The 20,032-nt window shown below is 69.1% G+C and carries 24 protein-coding genes and 1 pseudogene; 14 read left to right on the top strand and 11 right to left on the bottom strand.

The features are described from left to right. Positions 1 to 114: 114 nt before the first annotated feature. Positions 115 to 381: a mycothiol system anti-sigma-R factor gene (gene rsrA, locus ABZ911_RS27530; protein WP_358061808.1), complete on the bottom strand. Its 267-nt coding sequence runs from the start codon at positions 379 to 381 to the stop codon at positions 115 to 117. Continuing rightward, positions 378 to 983 (bottom strand): sigma-70 family RNA polymerase sigma factor, encoded by a 606-nt coding sequence (locus tag ABZ911_RS27525; protein WP_358062184.1) that lies wholly within the window; start codon positions 981 to 983, stop codon positions 378 to 380. The genes rsrA and ABZ911_RS27525 overlap by 4 nt, the downstream gene beginning before the upstream one ends. 233 nt (positions 984 to 1,216) lie before the next feature. On the opposite strand from ABZ911_RS27525, the gene ABZ911_RS27520 reads away from it, so the two are divergent. Then, on the top strand, positions 1,217 to 1,957 hold the full coding sequence (locus tag ABZ911_RS27520; protein ID WP_358061805.1) for a methyltransferase domain-containing protein: 741 nt from the start codon (positions 1,217 to 1,219) through the stop codon (positions 1,955 to 1,957). A gap of 31 nt (positions 1,958 to 1,988) precedes the next feature. Here the strand turns inward: ABZ911_RS27520 and ABZ911_RS27515 are convergent, their stop codons facing one another. After that, on the bottom strand, positions 1,989 to 2,321 hold the full coding sequence (locus ABZ911_RS27515) for a TraR/DksA family transcriptional regulator (protein ID WP_358061802.1): 333 nt from the start codon (positions 2,319 to 2,321) through the stop codon (positions 1,989 to 1,991). A gap of 153 nt (positions 2,322 to 2,474) precedes the next feature. After that, positions 2,475 to 3,221 carry an SOS response-associated peptidase gene (locus ABZ911_RS27510; protein ID WP_358061799.1) on the bottom strand — a complete coding sequence of 249 codons (747 nt, stop codon included), beginning with the start codon at positions 3,219 to 3,221 and terminating at the stop codon, positions 2,475 to 2,477. A gap of 96 nt (positions 3,222 to 3,317) precedes the next feature. Between ABZ911_RS27510 and ABZ911_RS27505 the strand changes: the two genes are divergently transcribed. From ABZ911_RS27505 to rsgA, 4 genes are all read left to right on the top strand, one after another. Then, the gene (locus tag ABZ911_RS27505) at positions 3,318 to 3,965 is read left to right on the top strand and encodes a Uma2 family endonuclease (RefSeq protein WP_358061796.1); all 648 of its coding nucleotides are present in this window, start codon (positions 3,318 to 3,320) and stop codon (positions 3,963 to 3,965) included. A 35-nt stretch (positions 3,966 to 4,000) separates the two neighbouring features. Continuing rightward, positions 4,001 to 5,029, top strand: coding sequence for an NAD(P)-dependent alcohol dehydrogenase (locus tag ABZ911_RS27500; protein ID WP_358061794.1), 1,029 nt, complete (start codon positions 4,001 to 4,003; stop codon positions 5,027 to 5,029). Between the two features lie 47 nt (positions 5,030 to 5,076). Next, a complete protein-coding gene (aroA, locus tag ABZ911_RS27495; RefSeq protein WP_358061792.1) occupies positions 5,077 to 6,363 on the top strand; it encodes a 3-phosphoshikimate 1-carboxyvinyltransferase in 1,287 nt (428 codons plus the stop codon). A gap of 204 nt (positions 6,364 to 6,567) precedes the next feature. Beyond that, entirely contained in the window at positions 6,568 to 7,587 is a 1,020-nt protein-coding gene (gene rsgA, locus ABZ911_RS27490; RefSeq protein WP_358061789.1) for a ribosome small subunit-dependent GTPase A, read from the top strand. 22 nt (positions 7,588 to 7,609) lie between these two features. Here rsgA and ABZ911_RS27485 read toward each other — a convergent pair whose 3' ends face one another. Next, complete coding sequence (locus tag ABZ911_RS27485; RefSeq protein WP_358061786.1) at positions 7,610 to 8,047, bottom strand: ester cyclase; 438 nt, start codon at positions 8,045 to 8,047, stop codon at positions 7,610 to 7,612. 40 nt (positions 8,048 to 8,087) lie between these two features. On the opposite strand from ABZ911_RS27485, the gene ABZ911_RS27480 reads away from it, so the two are divergent. Then, a complete protein-coding gene (locus tag ABZ911_RS27480; protein ID WP_358061782.1) occupies positions 8,088 to 8,762 on the top strand; it encodes a helix-turn-helix domain-containing protein in 675 nt (224 codons plus the stop codon). A gap of 33 nt (positions 8,763 to 8,795) precedes the next feature. Further along, the gene (locus ABZ911_RS27475; RefSeq protein WP_358061779.1) at positions 8,796 to 9,269 is read left to right on the top strand and encodes a MarR family transcriptional regulator; all 474 of its coding nucleotides are present in this window, start codon (positions 8,796 to 8,798) and stop codon (positions 9,267 to 9,269) included. Between the two features lie 23 nt (positions 9,270 to 9,292). On the opposite strand, the gene ABZ911_RS27470 is transcribed toward ABZ911_RS27475, so the two are convergent. Further along, a complete protein-coding gene (locus ABZ911_RS27470) occupies positions 9,293 to 9,733 on the bottom strand; it encodes a DUF4442 domain-containing protein (RefSeq protein WP_358061776.1) in 441 nt (146 codons plus the stop codon). Positions 9,734 to 9,816: 83 nt separating this feature from the next. Between ABZ911_RS27470 and hisN the strand changes: the two genes are divergently transcribed. Further along, positions 9,817 to 10,596, top strand: a complete 780-nt coding sequence (hisN, locus tag ABZ911_RS27465) for a histidinol-phosphatase (protein ID WP_358061773.1) — start codon at positions 9,817 to 9,819, stop codon at positions 10,594 to 10,596. Positions 10,597 to 10,600: 4 nt separating this feature from the next. On the opposite strand, the pseudogene ABZ911_RS27460 reads toward hisN, so the two are convergent. Next, positions 10,601 to 11,380: pseudogene (locus tag ABZ911_RS27460) on the bottom strand (fructosamine kinase family protein). Continuing rightward, positions 11,367 to 11,840, bottom strand: coding sequence for a low molecular weight protein-tyrosine-phosphatase (locus tag ABZ911_RS27455; RefSeq protein ID WP_358061770.1), 474 nt, complete (start codon positions 11,838 to 11,840; stop codon positions 11,367 to 11,369). Before ABZ911_RS27455 ends, ABZ911_RS27460 begins: the two are co-directional and overlap by 14 nt. A gap of 138 nt (positions 11,841 to 11,978) precedes the next feature. On the opposite strand from ABZ911_RS27455, the gene ABZ911_RS27450 reads away from it, so the two are divergent. Genes ABZ911_RS27450 through ABZ911_RS27430 form a run of 5 tightly spaced genes read left to right on the top strand, consistent with a single transcriptional unit; the run spans position 11,979 to position 16,407 of the window. Then, positions 11,979 to 12,980 (top strand): PstS family phosphate ABC transporter substrate-binding protein, encoded by a 1,002-nt coding sequence (locus ABZ911_RS27450; protein WP_358061767.1) that lies wholly within the window; start codon positions 11,979 to 11,981, stop codon positions 12,978 to 12,980. Continuing rightward, entirely contained in the window at positions 12,980 to 13,921 is a 942-nt protein-coding gene (pstC, locus tag ABZ911_RS27445) for a phosphate ABC transporter permease subunit PstC (RefSeq protein WP_358061764.1), read from the top strand. The genes ABZ911_RS27450 and pstC overlap by 1 nt, the downstream gene beginning before the upstream one ends. Next, a complete protein-coding gene (gene pstA / locus ABZ911_RS27440) occupies positions 13,921 to 14,811 on the top strand; it encodes a phosphate ABC transporter permease PstA (protein WP_358061761.1) in 891 nt (296 codons plus the stop codon). Before pstC ends, pstA begins: the two co-directional genes overlap by 1 nt. A gap of 25 nt (positions 14,812 to 14,836) precedes the next feature. Next, positions 14,837 to 15,670: a phosphate ABC transporter ATP-binding protein PstB gene (pstB, locus tag ABZ911_RS27435; RefSeq protein WP_358062181.1), complete on the top strand. Its 834-nt coding sequence runs from the start codon at positions 14,837 to 14,839 to the stop codon at positions 15,668 to 15,670. Beyond that, positions 15,670 to 16,407 (top strand): response regulator transcription factor, encoded by a 738-nt coding sequence (locus tag ABZ911_RS27430; RefSeq protein WP_358061758.1) that lies wholly within the window; start codon positions 15,670 to 15,672, stop codon positions 16,405 to 16,407. Before pstB ends, ABZ911_RS27430 begins: the two co-directional genes overlap by 1 nt. Here ABZ911_RS27430 and ABZ911_RS27425 read toward each other — a convergent pair. Together ABZ911_RS27425 and ABZ911_RS27420 are read right to left on the bottom strand one after the other, a co-directional pair. Beyond that, the gene (locus ABZ911_RS27425) at positions 16,373 to 17,053 is read right to left on the bottom strand and encodes a serine hydrolase (protein WP_358061755.1); all 681 of its coding nucleotides are present in this window, start codon (positions 17,051 to 17,053) and stop codon (positions 16,373 to 16,375) included. The two genes, ABZ911_RS27430 and ABZ911_RS27425, sit on opposite strands and share 35 nt — an antisense overlap. Before the next feature lie 469 nt (positions 17,054 to 17,522). After that, a complete protein-coding gene (locus ABZ911_RS27420) occupies positions 17,523 to 18,404 on the bottom strand; it encodes a phenylalanine 4-monooxygenase (protein ID WP_358061752.1) in 882 nt (293 codons plus the stop codon). A 274-nt stretch (positions 18,405 to 18,678) separates the two neighbouring features. Between ABZ911_RS27420 and ABZ911_RS27415 the strand changes: the two genes are divergently transcribed. Beyond that, positions 18,679 to 19,149 carry an Lrp/AsnC family transcriptional regulator gene (locus ABZ911_RS27415; RefSeq protein WP_358061749.1) on the top strand — a complete coding sequence of 157 codons (471 nt, stop codon included), beginning with the start codon at positions 18,679 to 18,681 and terminating at the stop codon, positions 19,147 to 19,149. On the opposite strand, the gene ABZ911_RS27410 is transcribed toward ABZ911_RS27415, so the two are convergent. Next, the gene (locus tag ABZ911_RS27410; RefSeq protein WP_358061746.1) at positions 19,130 to 19,774 is read right to left on the bottom strand and encodes a uridine kinase; all 645 of its coding nucleotides are present in this window, start codon (positions 19,772 to 19,774) and stop codon (positions 19,130 to 19,132) included. The genes ABZ911_RS27415 and ABZ911_RS27410 overlap by 20 nt on opposite strands. Positions 19,775 to 20,032: the final 258 nt, after the last annotated feature.

The raw sequence follows: 20,032 nt of genomic DNA, 5'->3' as shown, positions 1-20,032 counted from the left end.
TGTCTGTGGGTCACGCTACAGAAATCGACCCTTGCGGTGGGGCGGAGCCGGGAATCGCAAGCAAAGTGTAATCAAGCCACTACCTGCGGCGACACCCTCGCGTCGGCGCGGTGGCTAGTCCGCGAGCTCGGATCGCACCTGGGAGATCCGGTCGAGCACCTTGGACCTCAGGTCGGCGGGCACGGGGTCGCACCCGCAGTGCTTGGCCACCAGCTGCTTGATCACTTTGTCCAGGTCATACTCCTGGAGGCACGGGCTGCACTCGTCCAGGTGCACCCGGATGTCCACGCAGTCACCCTCGCCCAGCTCCCCGTCGAGATAGGCGTAGATCTTGTCCAGGACGTCGCGACAGTCAGTGTCGTGCGGCTGACCACAGCTCATTTGGACCCCTCCGACGGGACCAGGCCACGCTCGCGAGCGTAGTCCTCGAGATGCGACCGCAGTTGCCTGCGACCGCGGTGGAGCCTCGACATCACGGTGCCGATGGGAGTCCCCATGATGTCGGCGATTTCCTTGTAGGGGAAGCCTTCGACGTCGGCCAGGTAGACGGCGATCCTGAACTCTTCGGGGAGCGCGGCCAGCGCGTCCTTGATGTCGCCGTCGGGCAGGTGTTCGAGCGCCTCGACCTCGGCCGACTTCAGTCCGCTCGAGGTGTGCGACTCGGCTCGGGCGAGCTGCCAGTCCTCGATCTCCTCGGTGCCGGACTGCTTCGGCTCCCGCTGCTTCTTGCGATAGCTGTTGATGAAGGTGTTCGTCAGGATCCGGTAGAGCCAAGCCTTGAGGTTGGTCCCCTCCTGGAACTGATGGAACGATGCGAACGCCTTGGCGAAGGTCTCCTGCAGCAGGTCCTCCGCATCCGCCGGGTTCCGGGTCATCCGGAGTGCGGCGGAATAGAGTTGCTCGAGATACGGCATGACGTCGCGCTCGAACCGCTCGCTGCGCTGCTCCAGAGTCTCCGCTCCTGTCGCAGGCACCGGACCCACCCCCCTAAGATCGCCGGTGGCCAGCTGTGGCGGTACACCGTACTCAGGGGAGGATACCCGCTTGTCAGCGACCCGCAGGTCACCGGGGACGGGTTCGAGCAATGAGAGCATGCTCGTCGCAACACGCCCGCGTTCGCGTCTGTTCCCGCAAGATAGAAGGTGACGAACGATCCGGTACGGGGAAAAAGAAACGTACCGGCTGGTAGCCATTTCCCGGAACCCAGGAGTCGCGTGTGCTGCCCATTCCGGCCGAGGAACTGAACGGCTCAGGGACGCTCGGGCCGTACTGGACCTTCTATCGTGCGGTCGTCGCCGAGCAACTGAACCGATGGCTCCCCAGCCGTCCCTCCGTGCTCCTCGACCTGTCCGGCGGCCGCGGCCGCTGGTCGGGTCAGGCGGCGAAGGCCGGTCATCAGGTCATCGAGGTGGTCGACTTCCGCCGCGCGCTGGAAGGGCAGCCGAAGCTGCGTGATGCCGACCGGGTGCGCCAGGTCCGCGCCGACGACCTGGGCTTCCTGCCCGACGAGAGCGTCGACGCGGTGGTCGCCGAGGAACGGGTCATGTCGATCGAGCTGATGGCCGAGTCCGCGATGAAGGACGTGGCCAGGGTGCTGCGCCCCGGAGGGCGCGCCCTGGTGTGCGTGGACTCCCTGGTGCTGGGCATGGCGATCCTCGCCGAGCAGAACTACTGGCAGCACCTGCGGCAGACCGGCGAGGTCATGCTGGTGCCGTGGCCCGACGGCAGCATCACGCGCTGCTTCAGCAGCGGCCAGTTGCGCGAGCTGCTGACCGGGGTCGGCCTGCAGGTCGAGTGGGTACGGCCGCGCACCGTGCTGTCCCCCTCGACGGTCGACCACGTGCTCGCCTCCGACACCCGGGCGATGGCCTGGCTGGTGCGCACCGAACTCGACACCCATCCCGACGACGGCGACACGGTCGGCATCCACCTGGTGGCCAGCGCGCTGAAGCCGTGACCCCGCCGGATTCGGGCGGGGCGCCGTACGGCTAGCGGCGGCGTTCCCGCTTGGACTGGCACTGGACGCAGCGCGAGGCCTCGGGCCTGGCCTCCAGGCGGCCGTCGGGGACCGGCTTGGCGCAGTCGACGCAGCGGCCGTAGCTCCCGTCGTCGACGCGTTTGAGCGCGTCGACGACGGCGCGGCGCTGGGCCGTGGCGACGGTGAGCATCGCCTGGGTCCGGTCGGCGTCGGTCAGATCGGATCCCGCGTCCGCCGCGGACCGGTCCCGTACCGCGACGGGATCCCCGCGCAGCACTCCGATGGATCGGTCGAGTTCGGCGAGCATGCTCTCCAGACGCTCACGAGCGGTCGTGTCGTCCACAGACCCGCACCTCCGGGTGGAAGGGGAGCCGGCGGCGGGACTCCCCGGTTGTTCCGCCCGGCGCGATGGGGTGAAGGGCGGTGACTCCGAGTGAACGGACAGCACCGCTTTCCTCACCGGATGCCCACTTGGCGCGGTTCTTACACCGCCCGACTAGAAAAGCGCGCTTTCTTCCCCTGGCTCTTCGGGCTTGATCAGGTCGGGGCCGTTGTTGCGGACACTGTTGACGTCGGTGGAGACCGGATAGGCCGCCAGGTGCCCGGCGTCGGCGGGCACCAGCAGCCCCGAAGCCCGCTCGACGTCGGTGAGCATGGGGTCGAGCCACTCCGCCCAGCGCTCGCGCTCGATCATCATCGGCATGCGGTCGTGTACGGTGCCCGCCACGTCGGTGGCGTTCGTCGTGATCACCGTGCAGGTGACCAGCCACTTGAGCGGATCGTCGTCTGCCCGGCCCGGATCCTTCCAGAACTCGTACAGCCCGGCCATCGCCAGCACCCCGCCGTCCTCGGGATGGATGTAGTAGGGCTGCTTCTTCTTCTTTTCTCCTTCGACGGGCATCCACTCGAAGTAGCCGTCCGCCGGGAGCAGGCACCGGCGCCGCGCGAACGCCCTGCGGTAGGCGGGCTTCTCGGCGACCGTCTCGATCCTGGCGTTGATCATGCGCGAGCCGACCGACGGGTCCTTCGCCCAGGCGGGCACCAGGCCCCAGCGCATGATCCTGAGCTGCCTGACCGCCCGTTCGGCCTCCTCGGGCACCCGGCTGAGCACCGCGTAGACCTGCTTGGTCGGGGCCACGTTGTAGTCGGGGGCGAGCTCCTCGTCAGGAGCACCGTCGAGCTCGACCTGGAACTCCTCCAGCAGCTCGTGCTTCTTCCGCGCCGACGCGTATCTGCCGCACATGTCACCACACTGCCACGTAAGGCTTTCGCTCGCATGTGCGAGGGCGTTGCGGAATACTGAGCGTGTCGACAAGGACACGAAGGGAAACCGGCCGTCATGGTGACCACCTCACGCAAGACACACGCCCGTTCCGCTCCGGCCCTGGAGCCGGAGGAGTCCGCGACGACCGCAGAGACCGTCCCCCCCTCCCGGGGCGAGCAGGAGCTCACGACCTTGCGCGAGGTCTACGACTCCCTCGTCGGCCGCACCAGGCTGCGCGCCGAGATCATCAACGGAAGGTTGATAGTGAGCCCCCTCGGAACCCCCGAACACCAGGACATGGCGTGCACGCTCTACTTCGTGCTGCGCCCGCACGCCATGGACAACGGTTGGAAGGCCTATGCCGGACTCGACATATGCGCGGACGGCTCGCGTGACCCCTACGCGCCGGACTTCGCCATGTGCCCGCCGGACGCGCCCCGCTGGGGAGATCGCGAGATCTACGCCAGCGGCCTGGTCATGGTCGGTGAGGTTGTGTCGAAGGGCAGCGCCGACACCGATCGGGATGAGAAGCCCCGCGTGTACGCGAGGGCTGGAATCCCGGTTTTCCTGCTGATCGACCCGATCGCCGAGCCCGCCACGGTCACCGTCTACAGCGAGCCCGCCGACGATGTCTACGCCGCGTCCTCGACCGTCAGCATAGGCAAGGAGATCCACCTTCCGGATCCCGTCGACTTCACTCTGGACACTTCAGTCTTCCTTTGACATATGCGCACATAGTGCCGGGTATTCGAGGCCTCATGAAAGCGTTCCAGCTCATCGCTCCTGGCAAGACCGAACTCCGTGACATCGACGTCCCCGAACCGGGTCCCGGCCAGGTGCTGCTCAAGGTCAGCGGCTGCGGCGTGTGCCACTCCGACCTGCACTTGCTGCACATGGAGCGGATGCCGTTCCCCATGACGCTCGGCCACGAGCCGTCCGGCCAGGTGGCCGCGATCGGCCCGGACGTGACCGGCTGGGAGATCGGGCAGTACGCGATCTGCCACATCGTCTGGGGCTGCGGCGTGTGCCGCCAGTGCGCCACGGGCGCGGAGAACGCCTGCCAGCGCTTCCCCCGCGGCCTGGTTCCCGGTCCCGGGCTCGGCTATCCGGGCGCGATGGCCGAATACCTCCTGGTGCCCGGCAGGGCGCTGGTGCCGCTCGGCGATCTCGATCCGGTCGACTCCGCGCCGCTGGCCGACGCGGCGCTGACGCCGTACCACGCGATCGACCGCTCCCTGGAGTTGCTCACGCCCACGGCCACGGTCGTGGTGATCGGCGTCGGCGGGCTGGGGCACATGGCGGTGCAGATCCTGCGCGCGATCACCGGGAGCAGGATCGTCGCCGTCGACCTCGACGAGGCGAAGCTGGAGGCGGCGCGCGGCTACGGGGCCGACGAGAGCGTCGTGTCGGGGCCCGACTCGGCGCAGGCCATCCTGGAGCTGACCCGTGGCGTCGGAGCCGACGTGGTGCTGGACTTCGTCGGCGCGAACCCGACGCTGGCGCTCGGCGCGGCCGTCGTGTCCTCGTACGGGAACCTGACGGTGGCGGGGCTGGCCGGAGGGGAGCTGCCCTTCGCCGCCGCGAGCCCGCCGGTGGGGTTGCCGTGGGGGGCGACGGTCAGCAAGCCTTACGCGGGGACGCGGCGCGACCTGCACGAGGTGCTCGCGCTGGCACGGCAGGGGCGGATCAAGGTGCACGTCGAACGGCACCCGCTGGCGGACGCGGCGGACGTGCTGCACAGGCTGGAGGAGGGCAGGATCCAGGGCCGCGCGGTTCTCGTCCCCTGACAGTTCGCCCGCGACCCGGTCGTACCGGCTGCCAGTAGGCTTTGCGCATGTCCTCACCACTGTGGCCCGCCCCGGTGGCGACCGGTCCGGTCGCCGCGACCGTCCGCCTGCCCGGCTCGAAGTCGGTGACCAACCGCGCGCTGCTGCTCGCCGCGCTCGCGGACGGCCCCGGCGTCGTACGGCAGGCGCTGCGCAGCCGCGACGCCGACCTGATGGTGGCGGCGATCCGCGCCCTCGGCACGGAGCTGACCCCGTCGAGCGAGGCCGTCTCCAGCGTCGACTGGCAGGTCACGCCCGGCCCGATCAGGAGTGGCGCCCGCATCGATGTGGGCCTGGCCGGCACCGTGATGAGGTTCGTGCCGCCGATGGCCGCGCTGGCCGACGGCGAGGTGTTCTTCGACGGCGACCCGCACGCCCGCAAGCGCCCGATGGGCCCGATCCTCGACGCCCTGCGCGCCCTGGGCGCCCACGTGGACAACGACGCGCTGCCCTTCACCATCCGCGGCCGGGTGACCGGCGGCGAGGTGACGATCGACGCCTCCGCGTCCTCGCAGCTCATCTCGGGCCTGCTGCTGACCGGCGCCCGTTTCGAGAAGGGGGTCACGATCAGGCACGCGGGCAAGCCCGTGCCGTCGATGCCGCACATCGAGATGACCGTGCAGATGCTCCGCGCGGCCGGCGTGAGCGTCGACGACGACGAGCGCGACGTGTGGCGGGTCGAGCCCGGCCCGATCGCCGCCCTGGACCTCGTGGTCGAGCCCGACCTGTCCAACGCCGCCCCGTTCCTGGCCGCCGCGCTGCTCACCGGCGGCACGGTGACGATCCCCGACTGGCCGCTGGAGACGACGCAGCCCGGTGACGCGCTGCGCGGCCTGCTGGGCGCGATGGGGGCGAGCGTGTCACGCGCGCCGGAGGGGCTGCGCGTCACAGGCACCGGCGAGGTCGAGGGTCTGGACGCCGACCTGCACGAGGTGGGCGAGCTGACCCCGACGATCGCCGCGCTGGCCGCCCTTGCCAACTCGCCGAGCAGGCTGCGCGGCATCGCCCACCTGCGCGGCCACGAGACCGACCGGCTCGCCGCGCTCGTCACCGAGATCAACCGGCTGGGCGGCGACGCCGAGGAGACCGACGACGGCCTCGCCATCCGCCCCGCCCAGCTTCACGGCGGCACCTTCCACAGCTACGACGACCACCGCATGGCGACCGCGGGGGCCGTGATCGGCCTGGTCGTTCCCGGCGTCAACGTGGAGAACATCGCGACAACGGGTAAGACACTTCCCGAGTTCACCCATATGTGGACAGAGATGCTGGATCTCCACCATGACCACGCCTGAACCATCAATGATCCACGACATGCAGGGGGTAGACCGCTGAGGAAGCGGCAGTACGACGAGGACGACGTACGGGTCAGGCCGGGCAAGGGGTCCCGGCCTCGGACCCGGATCCGTCCTGCGCACGAGGACGCGACCGAGGGCTTCGTCGTCGGGGTCGACCGGGGCCGCTTCACCTGCCTGGTCGGCGCGGAGATCCTCGATCTCATGAATGCGGCCCGTGAGCGGGTACGGGAGAACCGCGAGCGCGTCGAGGACGGCGCCGACCACGCGGGCGACCTCCACGACGCGGTGCCCCTGGATGACCACACGGTGCACGCGGACGGCGACGGGCATCGCCCGAAGGCGGACAAGGGGCGTCGCAAGAAGAAGGACTCGGGGCAGGACACCCGGGTCGTCGTCGCCATGAAGGCCAGGGAGCTCGGGCGCAAGGGCATCGTCGTGGGCGACAGGGTCGCGCTCGTCGGCGACGTCTCGGGGCGGGCCGACACGCTCGCCAGGGTCGTCCGCGTCGAGACTCGCAGTTCGATGCTGCGCCGCTCGGCCGACGACACCGAGGACACCGACGGCATCGAGCGTCCCGTCGTCGCCAACGCCGACCAGCTCGTGATCGTGGCCGCCCTGGCCGACCCGCCGCCCAGGCCTCGCATGATCGACCGCATCCTGGTCGCCGCGTTCGACGCCGGGATCGAACCGCTGCTCTGTCTCACCAAGTCCGACCTGGCCCCGCCGGAGGAGTTGCTGGAGCTGTACTCGCCGCTTGGCGTGCCGTACCTGGTGGTGCACAAGGGGGGGTCGCTCGACGAGTTGCGCGGGCATCTGCGGGGTCGGATCAGCGTGCTGGTCGGGCATTCGGGCGTGGGCAAGTCCACTCTGGTCAACGCCTTGGTGCCGGACGCCAACCGCGCGGTGTCGCACGTCAACGCGGTGACCGGGCGCGGGCGGCACACCTCGACCTCGGCGGTCGCGCTGGCGCTGCCCGACGGCGGCTGGATCATCGACACGCCGGGAGTGCGCAGCTTCGGCCTGGCCCACGTGTCGGTCGACACCGTCCTGGCCTCGTTCCCCGACCTGGTGGACGGCACCGTCACCTGCCCCAAGGGCTGCACCCACCTGACCCCCGACTGCGCCCTGGACGCCTGGGTCTCAGAGGGCCACGCCGACCCGGCCCGCCTCGACTCCCTTCGCCGCCTCCTGTCCTCCCGCGACCTCGACCCGACCTCGTAGCCTCGGACGCGCCTGGCAGGGCTCACGCCAGGCGGTCCAGTACGCCGGTCTGGGCGAGCATGGCGAAGCGGTCGGGCACGCCCCAGTGCTCGACGATGCGGCCGTCGACCACGCGGGCCACGTCGAGCACGGTGAAGTCGACGGCCCGGCCGCTTGGCGGGCCGAAGAACGGACCGGTCGCGGTCCCCTGGGCGCGCACCCGCACCCAGATCTTGTCTCCCTGCTCGACCGAGTCCTCGATGGTGAAGGAGATGTCGGGCACGATCCCGTGGACATCCCGGATCGCGTCCTTGACGTGCTGGATCGCCTCGGCGCCGGTTCCGGACAGGCCGAACTGGTGCTCCACCAGGTCCGGTGCGCAGAGCTGGTCGACGACGTCGCCATCGCCCTTGGCGAAGCCCTCCTCGAAGATGCGCCGCATAACGGTGTAGGCGTCGGATCGGTCCGCGATGATGCCCATGGCATCCTTCCCTGATGCAATTGATCCGAGTGACACTTGATTGAATACGGATAAGGAGAGGGCCGTCAAGACTCCACGGAGCTACCGCTCACCGCTGCGCGAGACGCAGGCCAGGGAGACCCGGCGCCGCATCGTGGCCGGTGCCCGCGAGCTCTTCCTCCAGCAGGGCTATCCCGCGACGACGATCGCGGCCGTGGCCCGCCGTGCGGGCGTCTCCGCCGACACGATCTACACCGTCTTCGGCTCGAAGGGCGCCCTGCTCAAGGAGGTCCTCGACGTCGTCATCGGCGGGGACGACGAGGACGTCGCGCTGCTGGAGCGGGCCGGTCCGCGGGCCGTACGCGCGGAGCCCGACCAGCGGCGCCAGATCGCCCTGTTCGCCGCGGGCATGACCGAGCAGCTCGAACGCGTCCGGCCGATGGACGACATCCTGCGCGGGGCGGCGGCCGTCGACCCCGCCGCCGCCGAACTGCGGGACGACCTGCAGGTCCGGCAGCGCCGGGAGGCGATGCGCGCGGTCGTGGGCTGGATCGCCGCCCGCGGGCCGCTCCGCGACGGGCTCGGCCAGGAGGACGCCGCGGCGATCGTCTGGACGCTCACCTCACCGGAGGTCCACCTCCTGCTGCGCGACACCTCGCGCTGGACGCGAGAGAGGTACGAGGAGTGGCTGCGCGACACCCTGACCACGAGCCTGCTGCAGTCTTCTGGCGGATAATCCGCTACGGATCGAATTGATACCCTGGCGAGCATGACCGCCATCGAACCGGACCTGTCGTTCCTGATGGACCACACCAGCCATGTCCTGAGGACCCAGATGTCGGCGGCGCTCGCCGAGATCGGCCTGACAGCCCGCATGCACTGCGTGCTGGTCCACGCCCTGGAAGAGGAGCGCACCCAGATCCAGCTCGCCGAGATCGGCGACATGGACAAGACCACGATGGTGGTGACCGTCGACGCCCTGGAGCAGGCCGGCCTCGCCGAGCGCCGCCCGTCCAGCACGGACCGGAGGGCCCGGATCATCGCGGTCACCGAGGCAGGCGCCCGGATCGCCGAACAGAGCCAGGTGATCGTGGACCGCGTACACGGGCAAGCCCTGGCCGCACTCCCCGAGGACGAGCGAGAGATCTTTCTCCGGGCGATGAACCGCCTGGCCGCAGGACATCTGGCCACCCCCGCCGAGAATCCTCAGCAGATCCGGCGAGCACGCCAGCGGACAAAGTAGACCTAAAAGGGATCGTCTGCGGCTCAGATGGGGCGCAGGGTCCAGGAGACGGTCAGTTCGGTGACCAGGGTGGAGTCGGTGGTCCTGATCTCCACCGCCACGTCGAACTCCGGCCGCTCACCCGCGTCCAACCGGGCCACGATCTCGTCCCGTGCGCCCAGGAGGCGGGCCTCGGCGACGACCTCGCCCTTGGCGAGTTTGCGGTATCGGATCGTGGACGCCGTCGCCAGCGGAACCGCGCGGGACAGCTGGTCGCCGAGGGAGGACAGCATGGCCGCGCCGGAGGCCGTCTCCGCCAGCGTGAACAGGGCTCCCGCGTGCGGGCCGCCCACATGGTTGTGCAGGTCGTCGCGGTCGGGCAGGCGGCAGGCCGCGTAGCCGTCCTCGACCTTGTCGAAGGTGATGCCCAGCGTGCGCGCGAACGGCACGGTCTGCAGCAGGAAGGCGCCGGTGTCAAAGGACATGCCCCACATGCTACCCATCAGTAACAAAATCCGACCATAGCCGACTGATGTAAGGGACGTCTGACGCGATAGCGTGATTCCTCGTGACGGGATACAGCGACGATCTACGCCTCGCGCATGTCATGGCGGACGCCGCCGACGACCTCACCATGCGCCGATTCAAGGCCGTCGACCTCAAGGTCGAGACGAAGCCCGACCTCACCCCGGTCAGCGACGCCGACCGCACGGTGGAGGAGTCCATCCGCGGCACGCTGCGGCGGGCCAGGCCGCGGGACGCGGTCATCGGCGAGGAGTACGGCAACACCGGCTACGGCGCCCGCTCCTGGATCGTCGACCCGATCGACGGCACCAAGAACTACGTGCGCGGCGTGCCCGTCTGGGCCACGCTGATCGCCCTGATGGAGCACGGCACGATCGTCGTCGGCCTGGTCTCCGCCCCCGCGCTGGGCCGCCGCTGGTGGGCCGCCCGCGACGGCGGCGCCTGGACAGGCAAGAGCCTGACGAAGGCGACCCGCTGCCAGGTCTCCAAGGTGAGCAAGCTGGAGGACGCCTCGTTCTCCTACTCCGACATCGAGGAGTGGGAGAAGGCCGACCGGCTGGAGAAGTTCCTCGGCCTGTCGCGCAGCTGCTGGCGGTCGCGCGGCTACGGCGACTTCTGGTCGCACATGATGGTCGCCGAAGGCTCCGTCGACCTGTCGGCCGAGCCGGAGCTGTCCCCCTGGGACATGGCGGCGCTGACGGTGATCGTCGAGGAGGCCGGCGGCGTCTGGAGCGACCTGTCCGGTACGGCCAGCATGGACGGCGGCAGCCTGGTCTGCACGAACGGCGCCCTGCACGCCGAGGTCCTGCACCACCTGGGCTGAGCGGTCACATGGCCAGTACCTTGGCGACCGCGCTCATCAAGCCGTCCCGGTAGGCCTCGCCGTACAGGCAGACGTGCACCAGGAGCGGGTGCAACTGGTGCAGGGGCACCCGCGCCCGCCAGCCGTCCGCCAGCGGCGCCTCGGCCGCGTAGGCCCCGAGCACCCGGTCCAGGTACGGCACGCCGAACAGGGCGAGCATGGCCAGGTCCGTCTCGCGGTGCCCGCCATGGGCCGCCGGGTCGATGAGCACGCCGGTGCCGCGCGCCCACAGGACGTTCCCGTTCCACAGGTCGCCGTGGATCCTGGACGGCGGCTCGTCCGGCCCGGCGACCTCGGCGACCCGCCCGGCGGCCCGCTCGACCAGCCGCACGTCCGCCGGAGCGAGCCGCGCCCGGCGCAGGAACGGCAGCAGCCGCCGGGTGGCGTAGAACTCGGCTCAGGAGCCCACCGACGAGTTGTCCATGGGCAGCTCGGCGATGAACCCCGGCCACGGCGCCCCGAAGGACCCGGCCCCAAGCGCGTGCGTCCTGGCCAGGTCCCGGCCGAAACGCTCGGCCGCTGCCGGAGTCGCCTGTTCGGTGTCGATCCATTCGAGCACCAGCCGGTCCTCCCCGGCCTCCACCACCTCGGCGGCCTGCGGCCCGAGCCAGCGCAAGCCGGCGGCCTCGGAGGTGAACAGCGGGGAAACCGTTCCGGTCTTGACGAAGACCTGCCGCCCGTCGTCGAGCCTGGCGCGCCGCAACCGCCACCCGTGCGAGTGGCCGAGCTCCTCAACGAAGTTCATCGGACAGTTTCTTCGCCAGCCCCTCCGCCGCCGCCCTGACCTGCACCAGCACCTGCTCGAACCCCTGGACGCCCCCGTAGTAGGGGTCGGGCACCTCCGCGCCCTCGGGCGCCTCGGGGTCGAAGGAGCGGAACAGCCGCACGTCCGCGCCCGGCGGCGCCATGTGCCGCAGCGCCCGCAGGTTCTCCTCGTCCATGGCCAGCACCAGGTCCCGCTCGCCGAACCAGTCGCGGGCGAACTGCCGCGCCCGGTGCGAGGAGCCGTCGTAACCGTGCCTGGCCAGCATCCGCGCCGCCCGGTCGTCCATCGGCCCGCCCGCGTGCCAGCCGCCGGTGCCGGCGCTGTCGACGCTCACCCGCTCGGCCAGACCGTGGTCGTCCAGCGTCTGCCTGAGCACGATCTCCGCCATCGGAGAGCGGCAGATGTTCCCCATGCACACCAGGCATACGCGATAGCTCATAGGTCAATCATGCCTATTCACGCGAGGCGGCACACCTCTTCCGGCCCTGGTCACGGCTCGTTTCATTTCCGTTCACTTTGCCCCAGTTGTATCGGAGACATCGAGAAACGGATCTCACAACGGAGAAGGACACATACCGTGACCAGTGGACAGCGCCGCCTGAGCGCGGTGGCGACGGCCGCGCTCGTGGTCGCCCTTTCGGCAGCCTGTGGCGGCGACGCGAAGCCCAGCGCGGACGGCGGCAGCACTGCCCCGGCCCCCGCCGACAACGCGAACGCCGCTCTTACCGGTGAGGTCAAGGTCGACGGCTCCAGCACCGTCGCCCCGCTCACGCAGGCCGCCTCCGAGCTCTTCGGCGACGAGCAGCCGCAGGTCAAGGTGCCGGTCGGCACCTCCGGAACCGGCGGCGGCTTCGAGAAGTTCTGTGCCGGCGAGACCGACATCTCCGACGCCTCCCGTGCCATCAAGGACGAGGAAAAGGCCGCGTGTGACGCCAAGGGCATCAAGTACACCGAACTCACGGTGGCCACCGACGCCCTGACCGTGGTCGTGCCCAAGGAGAACACCTGGGCCACCTGCCTGACCACCGACCAGCTCAAGAAGATGTGGGAGCCGGCCGCCGAGGGCAAGGTCAAGACCTGGAAGGACGTGGACGCCAAGTTCCCGGCCGAGGCCCTGAAGCTGTACGGCCCCGGCACGGACTCCGGCACCTTCGACTACTTCACCGACGAGATCAACGGTGAGGAGGGCGCGAGCCGCAAGGACTACAGCCCCTCCGAGAACGACAACGACATCGTCACCGGTGTCGCCGGCGCCAAGGGCGGCCTGGGCTACTTCGGCTTCACCTACTTCGAGGAGAACGCCGACAAGCTGAAGGCCGTCGAGATCGACTCCGGCGCCGGCTGTGTCGCGCCGAGCGTCGAGGCCGCGCAGTCCGGCAAGTACACCCCGCTGGCCAGGCCGCTGTTCGTCTACCCGTCGGCCACCGCGATCAAGCGGCCCGAGGTCGCCGCGTTCCTCGACTTCTACGTCAAGAACATCGGCACCATCGCCAAGGACGCCAAGTACATCCCGCTCAACGCCGAGCAGGAGGCCAAGCTCAAGACCGACCTCGACTCGCTGAAGTCGCAGGCCGGCTGATGGCCGCATCGCACCGAGCGGCCGCGCCCGGGACCGGCAGGTCCCTGGCGCGGTCGCGCCCGCGCTACGGCGAGACGGTCATCAAGGCGATCCTGCTGCTGGCCGCTCTGGTCTCGGTCGCGACCACGATCGGCATCGTGGCCGCCCTGCTGGAGCCGACGATCGAGTTCTTCGGCGCGGTGACCTTCGGCGAGTTCTTCGGCTCGACGAGCTGGGGCCCGCTGTTCAAGGACCCCACGTTCGGCGTCTGGCCGCTGATCGTCGCCACCCTGGAGATCACGCTGATCGCGATCGTCGTCGCGGTCCCGCTCGGCCTGGCCGCCGCGATCTACCTGTCCGAGTACGCGACCCCCCGGGTGCGAAAGATCTTCAAGCCGGTCCTCGAAGTGCTGGCCGGCGTGCCCACGGTGGTCTTCGGCTTCTTCGCGCTGACCTTCGTGACCCCACTGCTGCGCGACCTGTTCCCCTTCCTCGACCTGGAGGCCAAGAACGCCCTCGGCGCCGGGCTCCTGGTCGGCGTGATGATCATCCCGATCGTGGCGTCCCTGTCCGAGGACGCGATGGCGGCGGTGCCGAACGGGCTGCGCGAGGGCTCGTTCGCGCTCGGCGCCTCCAAGATGCTCACCTCGGTGCGCGTGGTGGTGCCCGCCGCCTTCTCCGGCATCGTGGCCGCGATCATCCTGGCCGTCTCCCGCGCCGCCGGCGAGACGATGATCGTCGCGATCGCGGGCGGCTTCAAGTCCGTGTTCACGCTCTACCCGGGCAACGAGATGGCGACCATGGCGGCCTTCATCGCCCAGGCGGGATCGGGTGACGTGTCGGTCGGCACGATCGGCTACAAGACCATCTTCGCGGTCGGCTCGCTGCTGTTCCTGATGACGTTCGCGATGAACTACGCCAGTGCCCGCATGGTCCAGAAGTACCGCGAGGTGTACGACTGATGACGCTCCTGTCGACTCCACGCTCCGCCGTAGAGCTGGCCGGCAAGGGCCGCCCGCTCAAGGAGCACCTCTTCCGCATCGCCTTGCTCTGCAGCCTGGCGATCGCTCTGCTGTTCCTGGCGATGCTCATCTTCTACGTCGTGGAGCAGGGCTGGCCCAGGCTCAACTCGATGCTGTGGGAGAACCAGCCGTCGATCCGCAGGCCGGAGACCTCCGGCATCCAGTCGGGCATCCTCGGCACCCTCTGGATCATCGCGCTGACCGCGGTGATGGCCCTGCCCACCGGCATCCTGGCGGCCATCTACCTGGAGGAGTACGCGGACAAGACCAAGTGGTACAACCGCCTGATCGAGCTGAACATCTCCAACCTGGCGGCCGTCCCCTCGATCGTGTACGGCATCCTCGGCCTGGGCATCATCGCCCGCTGGATGCAGTTCGGGTTCACCATCATGACCGGCGCGATGACGATCTCGCTGCTCGTGCTGCCCATCGTGATCATCTCCGCCCGTGAGGCGATCCGAGCCGTGCCGCCCTCCATCCGCGAGGGCTCGCTGGCGTTGGGCGCCACCCAGTGGCAGACCATCTACCGCCAGGTGCTGCCCGCCGCGGTCCCCGGCATCGCGACCGGCTCGATCCTGGCGCTGTCGCGTGCGATCGGCGAGGCCGCGCCGTTCCTGATGCTGGGCGCCGCCACCATGGTGCGTTTCAACCCCGAGGGCGTGTGGAGCAGCTTCTCCGTGCTGCCCCTCCAGATCTACACGTTCATCACCAGGCCGCAGCCGGAGTACGCGGTACTCGCCGCCGCCGCGATCGTGGTGCTGCTGGTGATCCTGCTGCTGATGAACTCCGTCGCCATCTGGCTCCGAAACCGCTACCAGAAGCGCTGGTGAGGAAGAAGACATGACTGAGATCGGAATCTCTATGCCGAATGTCACGGTCCGCGGGCCGGAAGCCCCCCGGAACATCGAGGCCCTCGACCCGGTGTTCGCCGTCTCCAACCTCAGCGTCTTCTACGGAGATTACGAAGCCGTCCGCGGAGTCGACCTGATCATCGGGAATCGCGAGATCACCGCCATGATCGGCCCGTCCGGCTGTGGCAAGAGCACCGTGCTGCGCTGCTTCAACCGGATGAACGACCTCATCCCGGGCGCCCGCGCCGCCGGTTCCATCACCTTCCACGGCGAGAACCTGTACGGCGACCACGTCGACCCGATCGAGGTCCGCCGCCGCATCGGCATGGTCTTCCAGAAGCCGAACCCCTTCCCCAAGTCGATCTACGACAACATCGCCTACGGCCCCCGGGTCAACGGCATGAAGGGCAAGATGGACGACCTGGTCGAGCAGGCGCTCACCCAGGCGGCCCTGTGGGACGAGGTCAAGGACAAGCTCAAGCAGAACGCCCTGTCCCTGTCCGGCGGCCAGCAGCAGCGCCTGTGCATCGCCCGCGCCATCGCGGTCCGGCCCGAGGTCATCCTCATGGACGAGCCCTGCTCCGCGCTCGACCCGATCGCCACCACGAAGATCGAAGACCTGATGCAGGAGCTGTCGCGCGACTACACGATCGTGATCGTCACCCACAACATGCAGCAGGCCGCCCGCGTCTCCGACCGCACCGCCTTCTTCACCGCGGAGGTCGACGACAACGGTGTACGGCACGGCCGCCTGGTGGAGTTCGACGAGACCAGCCGCATCTTCACCAACCCCGCCGACCAGCGCACCGAGGACTACATCACGGGACGCTTCGGCTGATGGCCCAGCAGCAGGCGGTGACCGAGGTGGACGGGGACACCAGAACGGCTCCCGTACTGCTGGTGGCCGACCCCGACGAGAATCTGGTCCAAGCGCTCGCCGCGGCCCTGGAACGCGAGGGGGTCGCGGTCACCGGCGTCTCCGACGGCGCCCAGGCGCTGCTCCAGGCGGGCGCGCTCCGCCCCGACGTGGTACTCGTCGGCGCGCCCCTGCCGCTCATCGGCGCGGTGGAGTTCGTCCGCGCGGTACGGCTGTCGCGTGCCGTGCCGGTCCTGCTCGGCGTCGGCGAGGGGCACGCCGAGCAGGCGCTGGCCGCGCTCGCGGCCGGGGCGACCGCCTGTGTGGCGAGGCCGTACCGGGTGCGGGAGCTGCTGCCGTTCATCCAGGCCGCCTCGACCGGCGCGGCAGAGACGCGCCGGGTGCTGGCCGTGGGCGGCGTCGAACTGGACGTGAACGCCTACCAGGTGCGCGTCGGCGGCCGGGTGGTACACCTGCCGTTGCGCGAGTTCGAGCTGCTGCAGTACCTGATGCGCAACGCCGACCGCACGGTCTCCCGCGAACAGATCATGCGACATGTCTGGCACGCCGCCGACACCACCTCGACCAACACCATCGCGGTGCACGTCAAGCGGCTGCGCGCACGCCTGGGCGACAACGACGACGAGCTCATCCAGACGGTACGCGGCGTCGGCTACCGGATGATCACCCCGCCCGGCACGACCGGAACGACCTCATAACCCGCGTCACCACCCCTTCCACAGTCGCGACCCCCTGCCCAACCCCGACACTCCCCTCAGTCAGTACGGCTATCGCGTAGTCGTGGCCGCGCGCCCGGATCAGCCCGGCGCTGACCACCGCCCACCGCCCGGTCGACACCCGCCTCAGCCAGCCGTTCTTCAGCGCGACCCGGTCGCCTTCGCACGCCGCGGCGCTGATGCCCCAGTCCTGGCCGTCGACGACCCGGGCCATGAGGTCGAGCACGCGGGCGCGGTCCGCCTCACGCAGGGGGCTCTTTCCGGACACCAGTGCCTTCATCAGGCGTACCTGGTCGTCGGCCGAGGTCTTCGTGATGCCCCAGCAGTACAGGTCCAGGCAGTGGCCGGCGACTCCCGAGGTGTGGCGCAAGCCGTACCGCCTGGCCGCCTTGGTGAAGCCCGGGGCACCGCCGATGCGCAGCCAGAGGCGGTCCGCAGCCTTGTTGTCGCTGCGGCGGATCATGAGAGAGGCGTCCCGCCTGGCGTCTCCGTCCAGCTCGCGCCAGGGAGTCTTGAGCAGCAGGGCCATGAGAATCAGGACCTTCGCGGTGCTGGCGGTGATAAGCCGCCCGCGGCGGTGGTAGCGATAGACGCGACCGGTGGTGAGGTCGTGGACACTAATGGTCACCGGCCCAGGCCGGGAACGAAGGTACACCTCCAGCCGCCGAGTCGTCCTCTCAACATCGACCGGCGGCACCTCCCCAACCTTCACCACCTGCAGACCAACCCCAGCCTGCGCGGTCCCGGTTTGTGCGATCCCCGCCTGTGTGACGGCGGCTGACGGATTGCCTGCGAGTCGCACGGCCACGATCGGCAAGGGCACTGCCCGCTCGCCGCCTCCGCGCAGATCCAGCGCGACCTGCGGATACACCGCGTCCCTCGGGCCGCCGCTCCGCCGGGCGCTCAGGCTCTGCGCGGAGTCGCTCGGAGACACCACCTCGACGGAAACCCGGAGCGCCCGCACCGATCGCACGCGTACGGGGCCGGGCAGGGCCAAGGAAACGGCCACGGCTAACGCGACAACCCATCGCAGCACCACCGAACGCCCTCCCCGTCACCCCCTTCCGGAAATATCACGACAAGGGGGTGCGGAGGACCTAGGCGTGGATCAGCTTCGCGATCGAGTCATCGTCACAGGTCTCCCAGAACCCACCGACGACGTCCTCCAACTGCTCCATGGACTCCGCCCGGAACAACACATCCTGATATTTCGTGATGTCGTACTCGGTACGCCCCATCGCCACCAAGTCCAGCGGCCGGACATCCATGCCCCGAAACTCCTCGATCTCCCCGTACGACGACAGAATCCCCGCCCCGTACGCCTTCAGCTCCGCCCCTTCGGACATGACCCCGAACTCCAGCGTGAACCAGAAGACCTTCGACACGAACTCCAGCGCCTCGTCACTCTCAACCCTGCGCGCCGCGCCCCCAGCCGACCGGTAGAGCCGGGCGAACCGGTCCGAGGCCAGCGCGTTGGCGTGCCCGACCACCTCGTGGATGACGTCGGGCTCAGGCGTGTAGAACGGCACAGAATGGTGGCGGATGTACTGTGTCGAGTGGAAATATCCGTCGGCCAGCACGCCGTAGAAGTCGCGCAGCGGCACCAGTCCCGCGGCGGGCAGGTAGCGGAAGCCGGTGAGCGGCTCCAGCCACTCGGAGACCTCCTCCAACTGCGGGATCCGGTCACCGGGCAGCCCCAGCTTGGCGGCGCCCTCCAGATAGTCCGCCACAGCGTACTTCTCGTGCTTGACCGCCAACTCGCCGGCCACCATGGCCCAGACCTCGTGCTCCTGCTCGGAGTACTCGGCCACCGGGATCGGCATGCCCCGCTGGTATCCGGCGGCGAGCCCGGCGATGGCGTTGCGCCTGGCCCGGTAGACCGGGTCGGCGAAACCCGGATGCGACGCGGCCAACTCGACCACCACCGAGCCGTCGTCCTGCGTGGTCACCGGGGCGAAGTACTGCGCTTCCTCGAACATGTAGCAGATGACAGCAATTCTTGCTTTCGTTGGCAAGAGCGCACAGTTCATCTGGTCGTATCGTACGGTTTTGGTATGTTGATCCTGTTAAATACTGAGCGGATCGCACAGTCCCACGATGGCCCCAAAAACGCTGCACGAATCGCACGATCGTGAGCGGGTGGCACGATCGTGAGCGGGCGGGGCGGGTCGCACGATCGTGAGCGGGTCGCGCGGTCATGCATGAGTCGCGCCGAAAGCTGATCCGGCTGGCGCGGTCGCCGAGGAGGTCATGATGGATGAGCTGGACTCGCGGCTACTGGTGACCATGCGCGCCCATCCGCGGATCGGCCTGACCGAGCTGGCCCGGCTCCTGGGGGTCGCGCGCGGCACCGTGCAGGCGCGGGTCGAGAAGCTCACGGCACGAGGCGTCATCGCCGACTTCGGGCCTACCGTCGATCCGTCGCCGGTCGGGTATCCGATATTGGCGTTCGTGTCGTTGCAGATCGCGCAGGGGCGGCTGGCCGAGGCGGTGACGGCGTTGCGTGCCGTACCGGAGATTCTGGAGTCGCATGGCACCAGTGGGCAGGCGGATCTGCTGTGCCGGGTGGTCGCGCGGAGCACCGAGCACCTGCAGGAGATCATCGCGTACATCCTGACCTCGCCGGCGGTGCAGCGGACGGACACCACGATCGCGCTGTCGAGCCAGATCCCCTACCGGATCGAGCCGCTGCTCGTCCGGGCGGTCAGGCCGTCCGCCGGCTGATCAGGCGCGGGCGGGCGAACTCCGAGTTGTCGATCACCAAGTCCATCCGGGGCATCGGGTCGGCCTCGGCGAGGTAGATGCGCTCAGCCACCAGGTACCGGTTGCGGTGGATCTCCTCCGCGCCGGAACCCGCCCAGTTCACATCCCGTACGGCGCCCCGCGCGATCGACAGCTCAGTGTCCACCTCCAGCCAGATCCGCAGATCCCAGTACGCGTCGATCTCCGGCCTGAACGCGAACACCCCGTCCACGATCAGCACCGCGTCCGCCGCCACCGGCGTCACAACCGACGTGTGATCCCGCTGCGTCAACGGATCGATCCCGCACAACGCACACGAAGCCTCCCCCTGCGACTTACAGGGATCCAGCAACAACCGCTTGACCAGGTCATAGTCGTAGGCATTGCGGTAATACCCCTCGCCCGACTCCCGGTCATACAGATGCCGGTCCTTCCACGGCTTCTTGAAGTCATCCAAGGTCGCCCTGAGCACCGGCCGCCCCGCCCGGCTGACACACTCGGCCAGCTCATGCCCGAAACTCGTCTTCCCGGCCGCGGTCAGCCCGTCAATCCCCACCAGCAGCCGCCCACCCCCTAAACCGACAACCTGCTCGGCGACAAGCTCCACCAACCCCGCCCGCTCAGCCGAAGCCCCCTCAGGACACGGCTGCCGCCACGTGGAAACCGAATGAACAACCCGCCCGCGCATAGCGCCAACCTATCCATCCAGTACGGCACGCGCGGCATCCCACCGTTCTAGATGAGCGGCTCTGCCAGCGGTGTAGGGCCGGAAACGACGAAAGGGCCACCCCCGTCCGAGGTGGCCCTTCACATACCAAACAAACCGGGAGGGAAACGAGAAAGGGCCACCCCAGAAGGGTGGCCC

The sequence above is a fragment of the Nonomuraea sp. NPDC046570 genome, from assembly GCF_040645915.1.
In the GTDB taxonomy this organism is placed as follows: Bacteria; Actinomycetota; Actinomycetes; order Streptosporangiales; family Streptosporangiaceae; genus Nonomuraea.
This window is presented reverse-complemented; position numbering and strand designations above follow the sequence as displayed.